The 21,188-nt window shown below is 48.4% G+C and carries 7 protein-coding genes; all 7 read right to left on the bottom strand.

Annotated elements, in window-relative coordinates; genetic code table 11:
* Positions 1-25: 25 nt before the first annotated feature.
* From AC1DFM_RS01065 to AC1DFM_RS01035, 7 genes are read right to left on the bottom strand one after another with little or no spacing between them, the layout of a single operon-like run.
* Complete coding sequence (locus AC1DFM_RS01065) at positions 26-4,135, bottom strand: PKD domain-containing protein (RefSeq protein WP_477074872.1); 4,110 nt, start codon at positions 4,133-4,135, stop codon at positions 26-28.
* Positions 4,136-4,162: 27 nt separating this feature from the next.
* Positions 4,163-4,519, bottom strand: coding sequence for a T9SS type A sorting domain-containing protein (locus tag AC1DFM_RS01060; RefSeq protein ID WP_477074871.1), 357 nt, complete (start codon positions 4,517-4,519; stop codon positions 4,163-4,165).
* Positions 4,520-4,529: 10 nt separating this feature from the next.
* Positions 4,530-13,457 (bottom strand): T9SS type B sorting domain-containing protein, encoded by an 8,928-nt coding sequence (locus AC1DFM_RS01055; protein ID WP_477074870.1) that lies wholly within the window; start codon positions 13,455-13,457, stop codon positions 4,530-4,532.
* 30 nt (positions 13,458-13,487) lie between these two features.
* Positions 13,488-14,789, bottom strand: coding sequence for a DUF4302 domain-containing protein (locus AC1DFM_RS01050; RefSeq protein WP_477074869.1), 1,302 nt, complete (start codon positions 14,787-14,789; stop codon positions 13,488-13,490).
* 33 nt (positions 14,790-14,822) lie between these two features.
* A complete protein-coding gene (locus AC1DFM_RS01045; RefSeq protein ID WP_477074868.1) occupies positions 14,823-15,722 on the bottom strand; it encodes a zinc-binding metallopeptidase in 900 nt (299 codons plus the stop codon).
* A 38-nt stretch (positions 15,723-15,760) separates the two neighbouring features.
* Positions 15,761-17,248, bottom strand: coding sequence for a RagB/SusD family nutrient uptake outer membrane protein (locus tag AC1DFM_RS01040; protein WP_477074867.1), 1,488 nt, complete (start codon positions 17,246-17,248; stop codon positions 15,761-15,763).
* A 10-nt stretch (positions 17,249-17,258) separates the two neighbouring features.
* Positions 17,259-20,900: a SusC/RagA family TonB-linked outer membrane protein gene (locus tag AC1DFM_RS01035; RefSeq protein ID WP_477074866.1), complete on the bottom strand. Its 3,642-nt coding sequence runs from the start codon at positions 20,898-20,900 to the stop codon at positions 17,259-17,261.
* Between the last annotated feature and the right edge of the window lie 288 nt (positions 20,901-21,188).

Below are 21,188 nucleotides of genomic sequence, written 5' to 3'. Positions count from 1 at the left end.
TATAATTTTATGTGAATGATTTATTTTACCTGATAATTGTTACATAACCTGTTATAGGTGCAATACCTGTCCGTAGCCGGATTACATAATAGTAAGTAGCCATTGGAAGCACATTGCCCTTGAACCGGCCATCCCACGGTACGTTGTAGCCGGTAGAACGGTATATTCTTTCGCCATACCTGTTGAATACTTCTACGGTACTTTCTGCATAATCAGCCAGATTGGTGATGATCCAGGTGTCGTTGATATTATCGCCATTAGGAGAGAAAGCTGTTGGAGGTGCAACGGGTTTCAGCACTTTCACGGTCATACCATCACGGGCCATGCAACCATATTTGCCGATAGCAGTCAGCGTATAGGCGGCATCGTGCATCGCAGGTATTACCGGTGAGAACAGCGTTGGATCAGGGAAGTCGGCTGCAGGGGCCCAGGAGAATTGCAGGTGTACGGAGTCGTTGGCCACTGGTTTGAAGCTGATAACGGTACCCTGTGGCACTACAAATGAAGGCCCCGCATCAATTACCGGTTGCAGGTAAACGATCACCTTGCTGCTATATGCAGCCGAGCCGCATCCCGACTGGTTGGATACCTGTAGCTGCACCGGGTATTCGCCAGGCGCGGTATACTTTTTCACCGGGTTTTGATCGGTAGAAACAGTGCCATCACCAAAGCTCCACTGCCACTTGTTGATAGTACCGGTGGCGTCGGTGCTCTGATCCGTGAATACGTTGTCAGTTCCCTGGCAAAGGGTATCTGGCGTTACTTTAAAGGAAGCCGTTGGCTGTCCGAAGAAAGCGCTCAGCGTTTTGGTAGCTGAATCTTTGCAGCCATAAGCGCTGGTGGCTATGAGTTTCACGTCAAATGGCCCGAAGGCTTTGTACTGCCAGGTAGGGTCTTTAGTGGCAGCACCGGCGCCACCGTCACCGAAATTCCACTGGTAGGCCAGGCTTGTTTTATCTTTTATGGTAGTGAGATTGACAAAAGCAGCATTGCCATCTGGCATACATACTTTGGCCGGTAAGCTGAAACCTGCTACTGGTAAAGGATGTACCAGTACAGCAACTTTAGCAGTGTCACTGATACAGTTATGATCACTCACCGTCACCAGTTTCACGAGATAGTTACTGTCTTTCTGGTAAGTGATGGTAAACGGATTGTTATTGGTGTTGTTTTTCTGTGTGCCGTCTGCCAGATCCCACTTCCAGTTGGTAATGCTGCCAGTGGAAATAGTAGACTGGTCGGTGAAGGTGGTGTTTTGACCCAGGCACAGATCCGTGCCGGCGGTAAACATCGCTGCCGGTTTAGGATATACCACCATGGTAGTGGAGATGGAATCGGCACAGCCACTATCGGTATTAAAGATATACCAGATAGTATGTGTACCCGCGCCGGCGGTAGCTGGTGTGAAGTTACCAGTTGAATCAGTGGCAGGTCCGCGGTAGTAGCCCTTTCCGGTTACGCCGTTCTGAATGCTTGCTTTGCCTATTGCTACGGTACCTGGTGTATTTACACAAACACCGGTCAGTGCTGCATACGCCAGTTGCGGTTTTAATTTAAAGGTAGCCGTTACCGTAGTGTCTTTCGTACAGCCTTTATCGGTAGTAACACTGTATTTAATGGAATAAGTGCCAAACTTCGTATAGGCGTGCGTGGGATCTTTCAGTACAGACGTATTCGGATTTGTTCCCGTTGCGTTGGCGTCTCCGAAATTCCAGGCATGTGTAGTCAGTGTTTGTGCGTCCGGGACCGTAGCACCGCTGGTAAACTGCACCAAACCTCCTACCGGCAGGCAATCGCCCGGATAGCTGAACAACGGTGTGGGTTTCGCGTATACTGTTAGGGTTTTGGATACGGTATCGCTGACACACAGCTCGCTTACTTTTACTACATGCTTGATGGTGTAGGTATTATGATCTTTGTAGGTAATGGTTTGTGCGGCGCCGGTAGTGGCGGTTAATACAGAGTCGTTGCCAAAATTCCAGTACCACGATTTCAGTGGAGCAGTGCCACCATACGTGGAGTTGTCGGTAATTTTCAGCACGCCTGCTTCGCAGAGTGTGGCAGCATCTGTAGTGAATGTTGCTACGGGCTTAGCGACAGTTGCCACCTGGAAGGCGGTGTCTCCCACACAGCCATCCTTTGATATCACCGTCAGCTTTATGGCGGCAGTGCCTACCGGAAATACTTTGCCTACCGTTATGCCGCTGTCTTTTACCGCCCCCGGGAATTCCCAGTTCCAGCGGTCAATCAACGGAACTTTCAGGCTGGTATCTCCCTTAAAATACACCGTGTCCAGTGTACACCCGGTATGCGCATAGGTCATTACCGCACGGGGTTTGCCTTTCACCAATATGGTAAAGCCTACCTTTTCCGTGTTGGTGCAATTTTCTATGCTGGGATGTGTTGACATCACCGGAATATCATATTCCCCGATGGTGCTGAACTGGTAGGTGCCGGGCAATGAATATTTATAGTAAGTAATGCCATTGATCAGCACGGTGCCGGTACTTACCGGTGTGTTCACCGTTACATCTGTATTCGGCGTAATAACAGTACCGAGGGAGCTGAGCTTCCATACCATTTTGGTGGGCTGGTAAGCCATTAAAATGGACAGCTCTACCGGCGTATTGGTACAGGTAAAGTCATTAGATGCTTTAGAGGTGTCATAACTGTTGTGGATAGATCCCACTGCGTTGAGGTTGTTGATCAGCGTACCGGCGTTGTAGCCGTAGCTTTCCACGCTACCCAGGCCATAGGTAACAGCGGTAAACGCAGAGTCGCTGCTTACAATACATTGCGCGGGAGCGGCGGGCCATCGCTTTATCACTACCGTATAACCGTTCAGGTTAGGGTGAGGATATGCGAAGTCATATAAAGGGCTGCCATCTATGCGCAGAGAGGGAACACCAGCCGTAGGGATGATCATGGTGAGATAGTTGGTTTCTATAAACTCCCGGTCGTTTCGGTAAAAACCTATCCTTTTAATGGCCTGTTCCACCGGGCTTAAGTATACCATCTCCGGATCACCAAGTCCGTTGCTGTTGCCGCAGGCGCCGGAAGACGCCATGAACTGCGCTACCAGTACGGGCTTGTTGGACTCAATATAATCGGCTGTATTGCTGACAAACTCGTAGTAAGAATTGGAAATCAAACCAGTGAGTGTGACGCCATTTCTTTTTACAATGGTAGTAGGATCTTTTACCACTACTTTATAAATATTATACTGCAGGGTAGAAGGGATATCATCTTCCGAAGTAGGTGCCGTCAGATAACGTTTACCCCATGCCTGGAAAGGAAAGATCTGCTGGATATTATTATCGCCGCTGCTGCTGCTGTTGTTACAGGTGATAGCGGTACGACTGCTGCCGGAAAATACTGCTACGGGGTAACACTGCCCCATGGGGTTACCGATGGATTTAATAGTAGTACCGGTTAACTGCCGGCCTACGCCGCCGCCAAGCGAGGCGCCTACCAGTTGATAGATATCGCCGCGATTCAGGGTAACCGTAAAAGGTACGCCGGCAGGGCGACCATTACGCGTGAGTACCGAAGGAGTAATTTCCACCACGGTATTATTCTGGTTGGCAATCACAAACATCCAGGAAAAACAGTCGTCTGCATAGTTCTGCATACTGTTAACCGAAATATAGGAATAGCCCCAGGTTTCTTCCGGCATAAGCATGGTAGCGCCGGAAGAGGCGCTGCCATAGATATGCGCATAGGCTACGATGGGGACATTGCTTTGTATGTGAATAGACTTACTGGTAAAGATGCCTTCTCCACCGGTACCGCCATAAGATGGAGGAAGGGAATAAAGCCTGGCATCAATAGCGCCTGATTTAGGAATCAGGTCCGATGCAATCACTGTGTTTGCCGGGATGCTGTAAGTACGCGTCCAGGAAGTACCGGTGATGCTAACCGTGACGGTAGCCGGCTGTTCAGCACTGAGATACAGGACCATTTCCTGGCTGTTGCTTTGTCCCATTTCCATGAACTGATGGTGTCCGTAGCCCACCCAGAAATCTTTCCCCTTGTTGGAAAGATTCTGGGCGTATGCAACATTGGCTACGAACTGAAACAGGATCAGGGATATGGCAATCAAAAGTGCTTTGTAATATATTAGCTTTGTTGACATCTGCTTCAATTTTTCATATTGAAATGATTACTGTTTGATGATCATCTTCGACGTCCTGGTACCATCTTCAAAAATGGTATTCAGCATATATGCTCCGCTCTTTATATCCTGTACGTATAGCTGGTGCTGTTTGCCGGTGGTGGCTACCTTTTTAATAGTGCTGCCGTCCATGGCGTAGAGTATCAGCTGCTGAATAGGTTTGCGAGACCGTATTTGCAGGGCTGTCATCACCGGGTTAGGATATACCAGTACCGACTGGCTGTTCATAAGGATCGTGTCCATTCCCTGCCGGAAGACCGGGATAGTTGCATTGGCACAAGGCCAATGCAACGTCATATATCCGGTGGCAAACAATAACAGTTTTGCTATGCTGATCTTTTTCATACAACTGCTTTTAACGAATCAGGTTAATAACTCCTTTCTTTTCTGTTTTGCTGCCATTGGTAAGGGTAAGGTGACATACATAGATGTACACGCCGGAAGGCAATGCTTTCCCTTTGTATTGGCCATCCCAGCCCGTTGTTTGGTTGTTGGATTCAAATACTTTTTCGCCCCACTGGTCAAAAATGGTCAGGTGCATTTGTTTGATGATATATCCGTATACCAACAGCACATCATTTTTACCATCGTTGTTTGGCGTAAACGTATTTGGAATGTAAATGCCGTCAGGTAAGGTTTTTCCTTCTGCAGGCAGTGATACTTTGTCTTCGCAACCTTTTGCACGTACCATTAGTTTCACGGTCTGCACTGGTTGTAAGCCGCTGATAATGTGTACCAGTCCTTCTCTGCCAGATGAAGGCAGGGTCCAGGTGGTGCCGCCGTCAACGGATACTTCATAGCCGGTGGCGTTGGTTATTGCCTTCCATTTAAACCGGATCATATTCACGTCTACGCTGTCTACCGTTACTACCGGTGTAGCAAGAACCGGCAACACATGCACGATGGCTTTGGCGCGGGACGTGCCGGGGCATCCATGGGTGAGTGTTTCGAGATAGTAGGTACCATCGGCCGCGATGCTATTAATCGTGTAGTCGTCTCCGGTATGTAACAGATTGCCTGCTACCGGTGCGTCGTACCAGTTATACAACACGCCTGGTTCCGGATTTTTGGCAGACAGGGTTACGTTGGTGCCACTGCAAACCGTCATGGAGTCTTTTACGATCTGTGCAAGGGCAGGGGCGTATACTTCTACTTCTTTGGTGGTATCGCCTACGCAACCTTCTGCAGCTACAATGCTCAGTTTTACCTGCTTCACACCTGGATACTTGTAGTATTTCAGGGTGTCTTTGGCAGTCCCCAAAGTAGAGTCGCCAAAGTTCCATTTCCAGCTGCCGATAGCTACACCGTTGCTGGTAACAGCAGTTCCTTTGAACAGGGCGCCATCATTTAAACAGCCGGTGTAATCAACACTGAAGTTCACCACTGGTGCAGGGATTACTTTTATCTGCAGGATGCTTTCAAAGCTATTGCTGCAGCTTTCTATATCCGGATGTGAAATCAGGATAGGTACATCGTACATACCTGGTTTACTGAAGATATAGTCTGCAGGTACGGTGAAGCGATAGTATTTACGTTCATTGCTGATCATAGAATCTACCGGTACCGGGTTGTTTTGTACGATATCTGTTTTCGGCGACAGATTGGCTACCTGGCTGAATTTCCAGGTGATACTGGTTGGTTTCACCGGTATCAGCATAGAGAAGCGGAATGGTGTTTTAGCACAGGTATAGGTGTTGTTCTGACCACTGTTATTCATTACGTTGTTGAATGAAGGCAGGATGTTCAGATTTTTCACCAAAGTACCGGCGTTGTAACCGTAGCTTTCCACACTTCCGAGCCCATAGGTGATGGCGGTAAAGGCAGAGTCACTGGTGACAGTACACTGTGCCGGTGCGGCTGGCCAGCGTTTCACTACTACCGTATAGCCGGTGGCATTAGGATGCGGATAAGTATGGTCAACGGTTGCACTACCATCGATTAAAAGGGAAGACACACCTGCTGTTGGTATAATAAGGGTCAGGTAGTTGACGTTGATGGCCTCCTGCGTATTGCGGTATAATCCTACTTTTTTGATACCCTGTTCTACCGGGCTCAGATAGATCATTTCCGGATCGCCATCGCCGTTGGTATTGGCGCAGCTTCCGCTGGACGACATGTACTGGGCCACCATGATAGGCTGATTAGCTTCGATATTGTCAGCTGTATTGCTTTCAAACTGGTAGAACCGGTTGTTGATCAAACCTGTTAACACAATACCATTTACTTTTACCACGGTAGCAGGGTCTTTCACCAGTACGCGGTATATATTGGTCATAAAGGAGCTGGCGCCACTGCTATTAGATGTAGGAGCAGTGAGGTACTTTTTACCCCATGCCTGTGACGGGAAGTTTTGTTGGATCAGGTTATCACCGGAACCACCTGCGGAACCGCCACAACCGATGCCGGTACGGCTGCTGCCGGAGAATACGGCCATCGGATAACATTTGCCATCTTCATTAATCACTGATCTTACACGGCTGCCCGACAGGTCATATCCTTCACTGCCGCCACCTGGCATCATAGCGCCCAATACCTGATACACTTCACCTTTATTCAGTGTAACCGTGAACGTTGTATTGGCTGGCTTGCCGGCTAATGTTGGTACTGAAGGGGTAATTTCTACTTTGGTGTTGTCATAGTCGGCGATTACATAGAACCAGGAATAGGTGTCAGTGCTGTAATTCTGTCTGGATGACAAGGTCGCATACTCATAGCCATAGGTACCTACCGGCAACAGCATGGTGGCACCGGAAGAGGCGCTGCCATAGATATGTGCATAGGCAACAATGGGCACATCGCTTTCTATACTGATACCTTTATCAGACAAACCTTCTTCTATGAGACGGGCATCATTCAGTCCGTTCTTTGGTATAATCTCCGTAGTGATGGTTTTGTTGGCCGGAATATGATACACACGTTCCCAGCTGGTACCATTGATACGCACGGTAACATTGGCAGAATCCTGTGCATTGAGGTACAATACCATGTTCTGCGTGTTATCACCGCTGAAGAACTGGTGATGGCCATAGCCTACCCAGAACCGGGTGCCCCTGTTGGAACTGTCGGCCGGTTGTAACAACTGCGTATTGTTGGCGCCGCCGTTCAACCCGGTAAATTTATCCAGGAAGTGCAGCGAACTATCCCGGATGACATTCGGGATATCGTATACATGGCTCAGGGAATCTACTATCCAGGTATTGGCATTGTCAGTACGGCCCATTCTGATGTCTTTCTGGCGTCTGATAAAGCCTTGCCATGGATCAAGATAGAACTGATCGATGTTAAAATTGTAGGCTCCGTTGGCGGGTGTTACATCTATATCTGTATAGAAATACATATATGCGGTACCGTTAGCCAGGTTAGGTGGCTTAATACCAGAGTAACGTCTTACTGCTATGTTAGTAGGAATGGCAGTGCCCGGATTCCAGGTGATTTTTGTTACGGTATCCGTACCAAACATAAATGTTTGTGTTACGCCCGGCGCCGGTGTGGCGGGGAAGGCAGGTAACACGGGTGGTACGGCTGTTGGCAGGAATTCATAAGCGCCCATATCGGGTACGCCATCGGTCAGCTTAACCGGTCTGGTTGCGCCGTTGATATCTTTGTCGTTACCTTCTATCTGCACACCACGACCATGGATGGCCCATACTTCAGGATTGGCAATGGCAGGTTGCAGCGTGGTGTCGTCTACAAACGCAGGTTTGTAAACGATGGAATTGATATCGAGGGTATCTGCGCTGATATAGTCATGGAGCGTAGCAAAGCTGCCGGCAGGTGTTGCCTGTTTTACGAGGACAGTGCCTTTTGTATACAGTGTATTGTAATCGCTTTTCAGGTAAAGCGGGTCCGCCACATACATCGCTATGCCGCTGGTGTCTGATGCAAAGATGTTGTTTTTGACCTTCACATTGCCATAGTAGCTGGAGGTATGTCTGAAGTAAGCGGCGTAGTTATCTCCTGTAGTAACACCGCTGTTCAGCACGGAGTTGTTATAGTAATTGAGATTGGAACTGCTTGTGCTGTAAATGCCATAGGCGTTGGTACCACTCGCTTTTACACTGATCACGTTGTTGGAAATTGTGGCAGCGTTCACCTCGTAAAGTTCCAGTGCGCGCACATCGCCGCTAATATTCCCCCGTGTAATGATCCGGTTGCCGGATACCAGTCCTTTTATACCTGCATTGGCATCTGCATTTTCCAGGTAGATGCCGTGGATATCATCGGTGGTATTGTTGATACTAACTTTGTTGCCGGAAATAATATAGCCGTTGGGGTTATCTGCATAGATACCGTAAGCATCGGAAGCGAGGTTACCGCTCATATTCACCTGGTTGCGCTGAATAATCAGGCTGTCGGTATATGCTGCATAAATACCGTTTACATACGACTGATCCAGTTTGTTGCTGTCCAGTACCAGGCCTGGCGTAACGGAGTTATAAGTCCCCGACCAGTAGATACCATTAGATCCCTTGCTGATGGTATTGCCGCTGATGACGTTGCCGGTACCGGTACATTCATCCCCATATATTCCGCTAATGCTGGTTCCTGTGCTGGTAGTAGCTGGCAGCGGGATGATGCAGGCGGTGATGCTGTCGTAGGATGACGTGTTGGTATACACCACGCCTCTTGCATTGGTGGTGCTTGCTGGTTTAACAGTGATCGCTTTCCAGGTAACATAGTCCACGCTATCCAGCTTCAATACATAATTCAGTGCGCTGGTACCGGTGTAGGTCAGCGTTACAGCAGTAGCATTGCTGGTTTCGCTGCTAAAGGTAACCCTGTTCACCGCAGACGCGCCTGGGATATGATGCATGGTGATTTGCTCGGTGTAGGTGCCTGCTTTTGCAAGGAAGGTAACGGGACCGGCTATACCGCATTCCAGCTTGGAAACAGCGCTGCTGAACGACTGGAAGTTGGTGGCGCTGGTAGGTAATGCCGGGTTAATGGTATACACACCCGACAGCAATGGCGGATTCAGATTGGCCTTTACGGTAGTAGAATAAGCGCTGTCGGTACCTCCGCATACAATCAGACAGCGGTAGTAGTTTTCGATGCTGATGGTAGTATTGAATGCGCTTACATACTGGGTATCGCCGGCGTTTACCCATGGACCTGAAGCCGATGCTGCACGTTGCCATTGATAGGTTTGGGTACCACCGGTACTATTGCCTGTCAGGTCCAGTTTAATGTCGGTGCCCATACATACCGGCGTAAGTGGGAACACGGTAGAAGTACCTGGTACAACCGGTTTGCTGCAATTAGGTACACTTACTTCATAAGCGCCCATATCAGGTTTGGTAGTACTTCTGCTTGTACCCAGAATATCTGTGGTAATGCCTACTGCTTTACCGGTATTATCAAGAGGAGATATTACCGGGGCAAAGTTGCCGGCAACAGGATCTGCAAATACAGGCGGAACAGCCAATGAGTTGCTATCCAGTTTCGTCCCCGTTGTCCATGCCGCCAGGGTAGTATAATTGGCGCCTGTTACGCCGGTGTAAGCGGTATTGAAATCACTTTTTACAGAGATGTCATTGTAGTTGGAGGTCATCACTGTACCAGTACCAATGCTGATACCTATTCTGCTGCCTTTACCGGTCCTGCTGATGTCAAGGATGTTGTCAAAGAATTGTATGCCGGTGGCAGTGCCCGACTGGTATAGACCGGCAGTGGTATTGGATGAAGTATTTTTACTATCGTTCAGCACAATGGTGTTGTGATAGTAATAAATATAATCGGCGCTGTAGTTGGAGAAACCGTACTGTGTACCTTGTCCGCGCAAATCATACACCACGTTGTTGAAAACTTTGGCGGGGTTGGTCGCGGTGGCATCTGCATAGGAAAATTCGAGCCCGTATACAGAAGAGGTGGAAGTAGGTGCACCACCGAACATATTGTGGATGCGGTTATTACTTACCACTACATCTGCCGATTTATTTTCCACGCTGATACCATATATAGAATAGCTGTTGTTGGTACGGCCTGGCCTGGAGATATCGTTGTGGTCTACCAGGGTGTTGGTGGTATAGCTTACGGAGATACCTGTTTCATAAAACTCTTTGATGGTATTGTAGCTGATGCTATTGCGGGTAGCTGGTGAGGCTGTTTCTGCATAGATCATGATACCATAGTATCCACCGGTGATAGTATTTTTTGAGAAGATGTTGCCATCACAACCATTATTGCTACCGCTGGCAAGACTGGATTCGCTGCCATTTACCACGATACCTGTATATTCATAGTAGGTACCTTCCGTATCTGTCAGGATGGTGCAGCGGGTGATTTTATTGCTGTCAGCATTGTTCAGCAGCTGTACGCCATATCCGTAGTCGCCGTTGGTGGCGTCGATAACAAGACTGTCGAACGTGATATGATCGGCGCTGCGCAATTTGATGACGGCTCTTTCATTATCGTCGCTGGGTGCAAATTTTATCGTATTGCCGTTACCGTTAAAAGTAATGGTATTGATAGCAGAGGTGCCCGCAATAGAATCCAGTACCAGTTGTTCCAGATAAGGACCGGAAGCGGGTGCTACATTCATCACAACAGGTCCCTGAATACCGCATTCCATTGCCGCTTTAGCCGCATTGAAGCTGATAAAGTTGGTGGCGCTGGCAGGCATGTTCTTATTAATAGTGTAAGATCCTGCCGGGAAAGCCTGGTTGACGGTGAGGAGAATGGGCTGTGAGTAAGCCGTATTACCACTACAGGTAACGGCTACACGATACCACGAGGTGGTGACAGCGGTGATCACAGTATCCGGGTTGGTGAGCAAACCACCTACCGGTGTGTAAGTGCCGGCAGCTGTGGCAGATTTTTGCCACTGGTAGGTTTGTCCCAGTCCGATGGTATTGTCTGTCAGCGTTAAGGATACTTTTCTGTTCACACAAATCACGGAAGGACTCACCTGTGCATTACCGCCCAGAGGTGGCGCTACGCAGGGACCGGGCGTAAACTCGTATGCACCGATGTCAGGGGTGGTGGTGCTCCTGGTCGCGTTGTTAATATCTACGGTGATATTTACGGGGGTGCCCTTATTATCAATAGAGGCATTGGCCGGTTGATAGTTGCCGCTGCTGACAGATACAAACAGCGGATTGGAACTGACGGAGTTGCTATCCTGTTTGGACGCAGTTTGCCAATCAAGCAGGCTGGCGTTGTTGGCGCCATAGTAACCAACGTTATTGGTACCGCCGGCCGCTGCCAGGTAGTAGTCATTCCTGTTGGCATGAATGGTACCATTGGTAGCAGAGAAGTAAACACAATATTTATTGCCGCCACCGGAGCGTGTCACAGAAATGAGGTTGTTTACAAATTCAACGCCATCTGCTTTGGAAGTCTGGTAAAATCCGCGGGTGGTATAAGTCGCGGAGGTGGTAGACGCGCCATCCAATGCTATGGTATTGTGATAATACCAAACGTTGTCTGACCCTGAGTTATAGATGCCATACACATCTCCCTTACCTGTAAAATTATACAGCAGGTTATTGCTGACTACATTCTCCAATTGGGAGAGTGCATCGGTGCTGGAGAAATAGATGCCATAGGCGGTGTTCGTATTGTTGGGTGCGCCGCCAAAAGGGTTACGGATAGTGTTACGGGTAATGTTTGCCTTCGTACTCAGGTTGGTAAAATAGATACCATAGAAGGAAGTAACATTACTGCGTGTAGGCCTGCTGATGATATTGTTTTCAATCAGTGTGTTAAACGAGCCGGTTACATAAATACCATAGCTGTAGAAGTTACTGATTTTATTATTGATGAGTTTATTGTTACCGTTGGCAAATGTAGTGCTGCCGGTTAAGACGATACCGTAGTAGCCGCCATTGATGTTGTTGTCAGCAAAGGTGTTGAAGTCGCATTTTGCTTCGCCACTGGAGGTAGCGGAAGTAGAGTTGCTGATAACGATACCTGCGTTGCTGGTAGAGCTGGAGGTAGTATCGAGTAAAAACGTACAGTTGCGGATGCTGTTATAATCCGCATCATTGGTCAGGTGTACTCCCCATCCGTTGTTGGTGCCGATGGGCTTGATGACGAGATTGTTGAATGTGAAGTAATCCGCGTCAGAGAGTTTAATAACCGCCGGTGAAGAAGAAGTACCGCTATAGGTCAGCGTATCCCCGTTACCGTTAAAAGTAATGGTATTGGTGGCGGAGGCGCCGGGAACAGGACTGATCAGCAGTTGTTCATTATAGGCGCTGCCGCCTGCCGCTACGTTGAATGTCACAGGGCCGTTGATTCCGCATTTGATCGAGTTGTAGGCGTCATTAAAGGAAGCAAAGTTGGTTCCACCGGTAGGCAGTGCTTTATTGATGGTAAAGGTACCGGATACCGCCAGTGGTGATGTTACTATTGCACTGCTGGAAATAGCGGTGGCATTGCTGGCAGTACAGGTTACTTTACAACGGTAATAGGTGGTAACTGTTTGCGTAGTCTCCAGTCTGTTGGTGGTATCATTGGGGATATCTGTCCAGGTACTGTTGTTGGGAGATGACTGCCATTGATAGTGTATCCCTGAGGCAATGGTGGTACCGGACAAGGTAACAGTTGCGGGTCCGTTCATACAAACGGTAGAGGGATTAGCGGTGGCCGTACCGGCGATAGGTGTGCCGGTACATGCAGCTGCTGGTGTCCAGAAAAATTTAATATCAGGACGGGTTGTCATTGTACCCGTGTTACTGGTATTGGAGGTACCGCATAAATAGTTGAGCCCATCGGTTCTGTAGGTATGCGAGCCGTTGAAAGGAAGACCTGTTGTAAAGGGCACTTCTGGATTGTGACTATAGGTAAGACGTGTGTCTGAATCAGGTGCGCCATTACATATTTCCACTACGATGTTATCTGATCCATTCCAGAAAAAGCTGGAAGAGAAAGTGAGAATATTGATACCTGTTTTGGGCAGATAATCCACCGGGCCGTATACCTGATTGCTGACAGTGATCCAGGTGGCGCTGTTCAGTGTAGTATCGGAGGTGACGCCGATTTTAATGGTGTACTGCTCAATGGTGTCAGTGGCATTGAGATTAAGCACATTAAATTTCAGCGCACTGATCACGCCTGCAGCCATACCTGCACTGTGCAGTTCAGATGCGCGGTATAGGAACTGCGCGCGGCTGCCTTCGTAGTAATCCTGCAAGGGGCAGGGATATCCCACGTCTGAATTACCGGATGTACTATTGCCAATGCTGATATCTGTTTGTGCTGATACCCGGGCTACCAGCATGAGTAGTACTCCTATAAGTAATGTTGTTTTATATAAGTAACGAACCGTACAATTTCTCATATGAGGCTGTTTTGAATTTGGTTGTTGCAATTAGAAAGTCTGCCAGTTGATCCACGATTTGCCATCTCTGGCATTGACCATGTCGAAGGTGGATGCGCTGGTTTGTACGAGGTAGTAGCCTTGCGGGTCCGCCATCTGCGCTCTTGTTTTTTGCACGGCAGGGACGTAGTTGGAAGGATCTCCATAAAAACCATCGTCGTTAAAAATGACCCGTCCATCTTTGGTGAAAGTGGGAGCGCTGTAACCCGGACCAAACTCGATGCTATTCTGACCATTATCCTGCTTTATCACAAAGCCCAGAAGATCCAGTGAGGTACCGGGGCCATTGATTTGCGGGTAGTAGGTGAGAAAGGCGTAACGGGGTAAGTCGGTGATGTGAAAGGCATCATCTTTACCGTTTGCATGAAACCCGCCAACGGTTACCCAATACTTCTCATTTTGTAAGGCGTACCGGTACCACCGCTGGGCTGCCGACGAGTCAATAACCAGTGAGGTGGCCGTATTGCTGATGTTAGCGGGCTTACTGTTGATGGTAAAGGTGATGGCGCCGCTTTCCCATTTTACCTGGTCAAAGCTCCTGATGGCGATGTTGTTGGTGATGAATGCGGGGATAAGGGTAATGCCTGTTGGCGTATAGGTGTAACCGGTAGTAACCTGTTGTGGCTTCCCATCCACTATCCAGGTAAAGGTGATCTGGTGCAGGTATTGGTTAATGCTTACATCATAATCGCCGGAGCTGGTAGACAGCCGGTGAAAGTAGGTGAGCAGTGCGCCAATGCTGTCGATCGACCGGTTGATCTTATGCTGCAGGTAGTTTACCTGGTCCTGTTGCGTGGCTTTGATCAGCACCGCTTTGCTGCCATGAAAGCGACCGGTGAGCCAAACGGAATCAGCTTGTACACCATTGATGGCAAACTCAAAATCGGAGCCGAGGCCGTTGCCGTAAACGCCGCCGTTATGGCTGGCGTCTGGGTCGCAGAGCACATGTAGATAGGAATACGTATCAAATAGCAGGGAAGGCTGTTGCAATGCTTTCAATCGCCAGCTGCTTTCGCGTACGTTGTTGGTACTGGCAGCATCGAAATCAGAAAACATCTGTACCCGGTTGGCATCGGAGAAACTGAAATAGAAGCTGTATACGCTTCCGGGAACGCCTGCCGGGTACACCAGCGCCCTCCAGCCATAGGGAGCGCCGGTAAGCACCTGCTGGTAATGTGACAACGTATCATTGATACGGTCATCCGGTGACTTATCAAAAACGGGATCTGTTTCCTTTTTACAGGAGTAGACGCCGGCCAGGATGAATAATAAGAAGATCAGGTTGTTTCTCATACTGTTATTTTTACGCTTTGCGGAACGTTGCTATTAATAGAGTAGCTGATTGATTTCTCTTCGCGTACGTGTTTGGAGACGATAGAAGTCGATATGCCACACAATGGAAAAGTAACTGACCACGAGGGCTTCCTTTTGCCGCAACCGCGACTGTGCCACTGCTTTGGATACGCCATTGATGCTGGTGCCTTCCGGGATGCTGTTGACGATGGCATCAAAACCGGCTTTTCCTTCTACCAGCATAGTGGATACCATCTCTACAAAATCTTCGTCAAAACTGGCCATGGAGTAAGGGGTTACAAAACCATCGCGGTGGGCCTCTTCATCGGAAATATTATTCCAGTTGCCAGTATAGAATCCTGCGCAGATACGCTTAAAAGCAACAGGATACATCACGGTCTGATGCAGGATATGGCCAAACTCATGTTCTATGACATGGAACATTTGTTTTACGTTGCCAGAGTCCGAAGGCTGATACCCTTCCATTCCCTTTGTCAGAAAATCATTGACGAGGTACAGCACTACTTTTCGGCCGCCTTCTGCTGTTCCGAGGGTAATGGTGCCGTTTTCGTTCCAGCTGGCGCTGCCAGACAGTATGAAATACTTGGGACAATATTTTTTGAAGAAAATAGCCCCGGCTTCGGCGATATAAGTATTCATCCAGACTTTTTGGATGGCCGACATTACGGGTATTATCTTTTCTTCTTTGGGCGGTACCAGTGTTTTGTTCAGTTCAAATTCGAACTGGTCCCATTTATATTTTACTGCAATATTGAATGGCACCGTTAGGGTATCGTGCAACCATTTGTCCAATGGTGAGTTCACCCAGGTATCGCCACCAAGGCCGGGAATATTTTCCACGTTGCCCGGGTCATCTTTCTTGCTGCAGGCTAACAGCAAGCATAGGGGGAGGATGAGTAATAATGCTTTCATTTTGTTGATGTATTAATGTTGGTTGTATCGCTATGTTATTATCTCGGGTTTAAGGCTATTCCGGAAGTGGTGGCCGCTGCCGGGATCTGGAATACGCGGCGGTTATCGTCGCCTTTCAGCTCCAGGCGTCGTCCTTCCCTGGTAATATGTACCACCGGTATTTTATATCGTTGCAGGTCAAACCAGCGTTGCCCTTCCTGTACATATTCTGCCCGCTTAAAATCCAGGATGGTACGGATGCAGGCGGTTCTGGCATCAGTGATGCCGTAGAATTGCTGTATGGCAGATAGCGTGATGGTATGTTGCGCGGCATTGTAATTCCGGATACGTTTGCTGGCAAACAGGTTGAGGTCTGCTAATACGGCGCTGGTATTGTTAAGCCAGGCGTTGGCTTCCGCGCGGTTAAACAACACTTCTTCCGTGGTGAATAAGGGGATCATCACATAGGGCTGTCCGATGGTGGCGTTCACGGAGTTTTTCACGAAGTATTCCGATAGTTTCGGAACAAAGTAATCCTGCGAGCCGTAGTAGTATAACGGGTAGGACCAAACGCCGCCGGTTACATTTCGACCCAGTATCTGTGCTTCGTGTACATAGTCCAGGTCATACCGCATCCGGCCGGCATTGCGGCCCCAGAGGGATGGGGCTTCTGCAATCAGCAGGTTGGCCTTTTCGTTGGCATTGGCATAGAGGTCAAAAATCTGTGCGGGCGACATGCTGCCATAGGTGGTGTTCCACTGACGCATGTTGTTGGCTACGTCGTTATTGGAAAAGGTATGATCAGCATAGGCGATGGCTTTAGGATAATCTTTCTTAAAAAGATAAAAACGGGTAGCAAATGCGTAGGAGGCGCTCTGATTAAAATGATAACGGGGAACACTATACGCATCATCATTGATCAGCGACAGGCCGGATAGGAGGTCTTTTTCCACCATGTCATATACATAGGCTACCGTTTTGCGTTCATACTGTTTGATGACCACCGTTTCAGGTACGGTTACATAGGGGATACCGGGATCATTGGCGGCGGTGGCAGCATCATAGCTTTTGGCAAAAATATTGACCAGCATAAAATGCGCGTAAGCTCTTGCCAACAAAGCTTCGCCACGCTGACGTGTGTAAGCCGCTGGGTCTGTTGCTTTTTCGCATGCTGCCAACGCCTGGTTTGCGGCGGCTATAGCCGTGTAGCAGGCTTTCCAATAGGCTTCAGGAGAGTCGTCCTCGATCCACTGGATATCATTAAATACATACGCGTCCTGATTAGGGCGGTAGTAGATGCCTACGCCTTTATCGCCTACATTGTCGGACATCGCCTCGCACATAGTAATATAACTGGCCTGTGGGTACGCGGAGCCCAGTAGCTTGCTCACTTTGGCGGGTGTACTGAGATCCGTCCATGTACTGTCGGGCACCTGTTCCAGGTATTTTTTGCATCCGCCGGCCATCAGGGTCGTCAGTGCAAATACGCCGATAAGGGCAGGCTTTATTTTTCGTTTAGTTGTTAACGTTATATAGCAGGTTGACATATATCCTTTTTTAAATACCAACTTTTAATGAAAATGTGAATTGCTTCTGAATAGGCTGGGCTACACCACCGGCGTTGAAGAACTCAGGGTCCTGGCCCTGTAGTCTTTTATCTGCATAAAGCAGCCATGGATTAATGGCGGCAGCGCTTACTGCTATGTTGCTCAAGCCGGCACGCCTGGTGAGTTCCCGGGGCAGCTGATACGTCAGCGATACTGTTTTCAGACGGATAAAATCGCCTTTGGCTACTCTCTCTGTAGAGTAGTTGTAGTTGTTGTAAGGATGGGCACCATTGAGCAATATTTGTTCAAAAGCATCCAGTATGGATGGTACATGTGTTGTGTTTTCATCTCCCGGCATTACCCAGCGGTCGTAAAATTCTTTGGGCATGGCGTCGAGGTCAGAATAACTGGTTTTGAAGGCAGGATACAAGCGGATCTTATTGCCAAACTGGTAAGTAAAAAATATATTCAGTGATAAAGCTTTATAGCGGAAAGTATTGGAAAACCCGCCGGTGATTGGTGGATCTACAGGCCCCTGATATACCAGATGGCTGGTGTTTAATGATTGCAGGTCTACATCCGCACTCTTGGCGCCATTCTGGTTAATAAAAGAGGGCGCCCCAGATTTAGGATCAAGACCGGTATACTGGAGAGAGAAAAGACTGTGCACCGGGTATCCTTCCGTATTACCGCCTTCTGCTACTACGAGGTCGAAGATGCCCGGGATATTTTTTGCGTTGGTGATTTTGTTGGTGCTGTAACCAAAAGTGGCGCTGGATTTCCAGTTCCAGTCTTTAGTCCGGATTACATCTCCACCTACCATTACTTCGAGTCCTCTGGAATCCATGTCTGCGTAGTTGGCGGCTTTAAACATTTCGCCACCGATGCCGGAAGTTTTGATGCGGCTGATCAGATCGAAGCTTTTACGTGTGTATGCGTCGATGCTGAAGTTGAGGCGGTTGTTAAAAAATCCGCCGTCGATGCCGATGTTGGTGGTGAATAATTTCTCCCAGGTGAGATCATCATTTTGTAAATGCGACAACCGGATCACTGATTCCACTTCTGACAGATGTGGGCGGTTGGTATTAACGGTTTGATATACGATGTTGGAGTTGGTAGCAGGGCCCATACTGGCGGTTAAGCCGTAACTGGCGCGAAGGGTAAGATAGTCCAGCTGACGGATGCGGGCAGCAAAAGCTTCCCTGTCTATATTCCAGGAACCAGCCACGCTCCAGGTAGGGAGCCAGCGGGCTTTACGCGATTGTCCGAGGCGGTTGGAACCATCGTAACGACCGGTAGCCGTGAAGTTGTATTTGTTATTATAGGCGTAGGTACCGGTGGCATAAAACGCGGCGAAACGGTCGTAGTCCCTGCCCATGCCGAAGTAGGGGAAATTACTTTCAATGGTTTGTTTGAGGATGCGGTAATCGGTAAAGGTGGCGCCGCCGTTGTCGTATTGATAGCCATAACCGGTGTTGGAAGCGTTCTGGCGGTCAGCATATTTTACCTGTTGTCCAACCAGTATATTGAGATTATGTTTTTGCGCGAAGGTATCGGAGTAGTTGATGCCATTGCGAAAGTCGTAGTTCAATAGCTGATCTTCGGTGCGGTTATAGAAACCGCCGGCGGGTAATACTATTACCGGCACCGCGTCCGGGTTATCCGGATCGCGGTATAAAAATTTGTTTCTTTCGGCGATAGTGGAGTTGCCGGCTGCACGGTAGGCGTTGGCCATATTGGCATTTTCCGTGATCTGGTGTTCCCTGGAAGATTTCACATACCGGATAGCGCCGGTAAATTCATACCGGATATTTTTTGTCAGTTTCCAGGACAGGTCTCCCTGCAGGCGCAGGTCCATCAGATTAAGGTCGAGGTAATTATTTTCCAGTTCGTTGATGATATTGAACGGTGCATAATTTCTTCTGAAGTACTCCAGTTTCCCGTTTTGATCATAGGCGGTCAGTGTGCGACTGGTATTGAGGGAGTAGCTGAAAGGGTTGATATCAAAATCCCGATCGTATTGCCCTTCTACGGGGTTACTGCTGCGGGTCAGTGCGCCGGGCGCTTTCTGACGGCGAACAGAGGCGAGTGTGGAAAATCCGGCGGAGAGTCTGTCGGAAAGTTTATAACTGTTCCGGTAGTTGAGTGTATAGCGGGTAACTTTATCAGCCAGCGTCCATCCGTTGTCACTAAAGAAACTGGTGGAGAAATAGGATTGTGCTTTATCGGTTCCTGATGAAATGCTGAGTGAGTGTTCCTGTACGAAGTTATTCCGGAAGAGGAGGCCAAACCAGTCGGTGTTGGCTTTGGCGTAGCGTAATAAAAATGCTTTGCGGTGTTCAGGATCGTTTTCCACGGGGAAGTTTCCGTTGTTATCCGCGTCAAGCTTCTCGTATAATTTACCAAATACGCCGATGTCGCCCTGGGAGAGTATATCCGAGTTGAGGATACCTTTTCTTTCCAGCTCAGCCAATACAGACATCTGCTGTCCGGAGTTCATGATGTTGAAGTTGTTGTAGTTGGGTTTCAGCTGTGTGCTGAAGTTGCCGCTGTAGTTAATAACGGGCTTGCCTGCACGACCTTTTTTGGTAGTGATGACTACGACACCATTCATAGCGCGGGCGCCGTATAAAGCCGCTGCTGCTGCGTCTTTTAAGATGTCAAAGCTTTCGATGTCGTTGGAGTTAAGGCCGGCTACTGCAGAACCCAACAGGGTGGTGGGGTCGCCGCTGGAGAGCTGATCGTTGGAGATATTGACCACATCTTCCAGTACCACGCCGTCTACTACCCATAATGGCTTGTTATCGCCATTGATAGAAGTTGCTCCGCGGATACGTACTTTAGGGGCTGTGCCAAAGGTGCCGGAAACGTTTTGAATGGCTACGCCGGCAACCCGTCCCTCCAGCATGCGGCTTACATCGGTGAGCCCGTCTATTTTCGCATCTTCGCCTTTCAACCGGGTGGCGGCGCCGGAGAATTTTGTTTTGTCGATGCTCTGGAAACCGGTGACTACCACTTCCTGCAGGCGGGTGGGTTTTTCTTTCAGTACAACAGTAAGAGCACCGCTTCTGAAGGAGGCAACGCTGATTTCTTCTGTTTTGTAACCAGTATAATTAAATACCAGGATGGCGTCGTTGGCTACTTTTTTTAGTTCAAATACACCTTTTTCATTCGTGGTTACTCCACGGGAAGTGCCTTTGACCATGATGCTTACACCTGGCAGCAGCTCTTTCTTTTCATTGGTGACCACGCCCTTTACGTCTGTAACGGGAAGGGATATACGCATCAGTGTACCTGTTACTGATAAGGAAGCCTGCTTTTTGCTGTTATCATGTTTGATGACTACGCGGTCGTACATGACGCTATAGGAAAGAGAATAGGGCGTAAGCAGTTTGTCGAGCAGATCGCCTACCTTTTCGTTGTGTGCATTCACACTTACTTTGTTAACGTCCAGTGCTTCGTTGCTTACAAATACAAAGGATACTTCAGCAAGATTCCCTATTTTTTCCAGTGCGTCTTTAAGAATAACATTCTTTAATTCAATGGTAATTTTTTTGTCAAGCGCATCCTGTAAACCATTTATGGCATAGGATTTTGTTGCTGCAAGCAGCAGTAGTAAGCAATAAATAAATGATTTTTTTTTGCGGAACATAAGTATGTTTTATTGGTTTCGTTCGGCCATAGGATCTCCGTTCCGGTTTCTGGCTGAAACCGGGCAATAGACGGCCTGCTGCATGAGCAGGAGTGTTTTTTAATCAATCATATGATGGCTGTTGTTAGCCGGACAATAAGGAAGTAATTGGTATCATGTGCGATGCAGTTTTTGGTTGAAAATTTTGTTACGGTCTATAGCTATGGTAAGTATGGGCAACAGGCAGCCATCTGATCCAATGTATTACATTTGATCAATCAGTTAACCAGCATGAAGAGCATTCAGGCT

The organism is Chitinophaga sp. 05T412, from assembly GCF_056396465.1.
This window is presented reverse-complemented; position numbering and strand designations above follow the sequence as displayed.